Below are 2,625 nucleotides of genomic sequence, written 5' to 3'. Positions count from 1 at the left end.
GCCGCCAAACAGCCGCTTGATCCGTTGGAGCGCGCCGTAGACGAGTTCTTCCGTTTCCGGACGAGGAATCAGCACCTCTTCATTGACAAGAAACGGCCGCCCATAAAACTCCTCCGTCCCGATGATATACTGAACCGGAACACCCTTCACATGGTCAAAAACCGCTTTTTCAAAGTCTTCCCACACACCCGGCGCTAACTCATCGTGCATATTCGCAAACAACTGCGCCCGGCTCATCCCCGTGAAATGGCGCAGCAAAAGCTCACCCGCATTCGCATCACGATTGGCTGGACCTAAAAAAGAAGAAGCCCATTGAAGAGCTTCGAACACTTTATTACTCATTTGAGGCATCTTCCAGCCTGCGCGCTTGATCATCCATAATCAGCGCATCGATGATATCATCGAGCTTGCCTTCCAAAATTTGATCAAGCTTTTGAATCGTTAAGCCGATGCGGTGGTCCGTCACCCGGTTTTGCGGGAAGTTATACGTACGAATCCGCTCCGAACGGTCCCCCGTACCAACTGCCGATTTACGGACAGAATCATACTCCGCCTGCGCTTCTTGCTGGTACTTATCATAAATACGGGCACGCAATACCTTCATCGCTTTATCTTTGTTCTTATGCTGCGATTTCTCATCCTGAATCGAAACGACAATCCCTGTTGGAATATGCGTTAAACGAACCGCTGACATTGTTGTGTTAACGGACTGTCCGCCGGCGCCGCTCGATGCGAACGCATCAAAACGAATATCTTTATCGTTGATTTCCACGTCTACTTCTTCTGCTTCTGGCAAACACACCACTGTCGCCGTTGACGTATGAATCCGGCCGCTTGATTCTGTCTCTGGAACACGCTGCACACGGTGTGCGCCGTTTTCAAATTTCAATTTCGAATATGCACCCTGACCGTTAATCATAAAGCTGATTTCCTTGTAGCCACCAAGACCAGTCGGGCTCGCATCAAGAACATCAATCTTCCAGCCTTGCGCTTCCGCAAAACGGCTGTACATGCGATATAAGTTCCCTGCAAACAAAGCCGCCTCATCTCCGCCCGCCGCGCCGCGGATTTCAAAGATAACGTTTTTGTCATCGTTCGGATCCTTCGGAATCAACAAAATCTTCATCTTTGCTTCTAATTCCACGATCTGCGCCTCGAGCTCACTAACTTCTTCCTTGACCATTTCACGCATCTCAGCATCCAGCTTTTCATCCAACATCGCTTTCGCATCCTGAAGCTGCGCACGCGCTTCTTTATATTCACGATATGTTTGTACTGTTTCTTGTATATCAGATTGTTCTTTTGAATAATCACGTAGTTTTTTTGAATCATTAATGATTTCTGGATCGCTCAAAAGTTCATTCAACTTATCATAGCGATCTTCCACCGATTGAAGACGATCAAACACAGTCTATTCACCTCAATTTTTTGTCCATAACATTCTAATTATAGTATAGGTGAAAACAACCGTCAAAACCAAATTCCTGGGTATATTTTTTTCACAGTGAATTATTACTTTAAAATCCCCCTATTAAAATGAACTCATTAAACGGACCTCCTAAAAAAAACATGCCCTGAAATTCAGAGCATGCTACCTACGATCTTCTTTTACCCGTACCTCCACTTTATAGCGCGGCAAAGCCTGAATTAGTTTCCGGTGAAGCCGAGCTTCTGCCTTAACTTTTCCCTGTTCGGACTGCATTCCTTTTTTATAAACAGATACCCACATCCGGTCGCCATTGACCCAGACTGAATCAACCGTAAATTCATTTGTATCAGCAATCACTTGTTTTGCCTTGTTGATATCTTCGCCTGTGTCTTTTCCGCCGCCCGTTTCAGAGCCGCTCCCCGTCCGATTCAGGTTGAGGAAATTTGGATTTTGGTTGGTAATATCATCTTCAACCATCCGCTGCTTATTTTCGCCGCGATTGGACATATTTGCAGGCGTATTGCCATCACGGTTGGACATATAATTCGGTGCCGACCGGTCACTCTTAAGATTATAGGCCTCTTCATTCCCATGATTCCCACCCTGATTTCCATTACAGCCGCTAACAAAAAACATCATACATAACGAGAGAAACAGCATAAACTTTTGCATCTTACACCTCCCATTACTATCATGCCCGGAGTCTGCAGCTATCGGACGAGTGAATTCTTTCCAAGAAGCAAAATTATTGATGCACATCATGCGATTCCGCCAAACCTGAGCTTGATTCCGCTGAATCTAATCCTTATTCCGCTAAAATTCCCCACGATTCCGCCGAACTCTAGATTAATTCCGCCAAACCACCCAACAATTCCGCCAATGCCTAAATCACCGCCACAAAACAAACCACAACCCCTAACCAAACAAAAAAACTGCCCGAGAATCCCCTTCTCAGACAGTTATAGTAGTTAATCATAGTGTTAAGATCATTTACGGTGTCAGGCACTAATTATGTAAACTGACGACACCCTTATACTAATTTGTTGCTTCTTGCTCGATGCTTGTCCGGTTTGACGCCGTCTTTGGGACTTCGTGGTGATGGCGGCAGCGAGGCTCGTATGCTTCAGAGGCGCCCACTAAGATGACTGGGTCATGGTAGGAGGCTGGATGGCCGTCAATCAAGCGCTGTGTCCGGC

At 46.2% G+C, this 2,625-nt stretch carries 3 protein-coding genes and 2 pseudogenes; all 5 read right to left on the bottom strand.

The genetic code is table 11. The annotated features are described in order from the left end of the window. A pseudogene (locus tag V7659_RS16000) lies at positions 1 to 342 on the bottom strand (peptide chain release factor N(5)-glutamine methyltransferase); the annotation flags it as partial. Beyond that, on the bottom strand, positions 335 to 1,408 hold the full coding sequence (gene prfA, locus V7659_RS15995) for a peptide chain release factor 1 (protein WP_335540838.1): 1,074 nt from the start codon (positions 1,406 to 1,408) through the stop codon (positions 335 to 337). The pseudogene V7659_RS16000 and the gene prfA, both read right to left, overlap by 8 nt. A 183-nt stretch (positions 1,409 to 1,591) precedes the next feature. Continuing rightward, a complete protein-coding gene (locus V7659_RS15990) occupies positions 1,592 to 2,101 on the bottom strand; it encodes a hypothetical protein (RefSeq protein ID WP_335540837.1) in 510 nt (169 codons plus the stop codon). Positions 2,102 to 2,187: 86 nt separating this feature from the next. Next, positions 2,188 to 2,334: a hypothetical protein gene (locus V7659_RS15985; RefSeq protein WP_335540836.1), complete on the bottom strand. Its 147-nt coding sequence runs from the start codon at positions 2,332 to 2,334 to the stop codon at positions 2,188 to 2,190. A gap of 130 nt (positions 2,335 to 2,464) precedes the next feature. After that, positions 2,465 to 2,625, bottom strand: a pseudogene (locus V7659_RS15980) (thymidine kinase); the annotation flags it as partial.

This window comes from Neobacillus drentensis (assembly GCF_036966985.1).
Taxonomy (GTDB): domain Bacteria; phylum Bacillota; class Bacilli; order Bacillales; family Cytobacillaceae; genus Neobacillus; species Neobacillus drentensis_E.
The sequence above is the reverse complement of the archived record's forward strand: the minus strand, read 5'-3'. Positions and strand labels throughout refer to the sequence as shown.

Bases quoted from the DNA above. Each gene is read 5' to 3' on its own strand.
- V7659_RS15990 (WP_335540837.1), bottom strand. From the start codon at position 2,101: ATGCAAAAGTTTATGCTGTTTCTCTCGTTATGTATGATGTTTTTTGTT.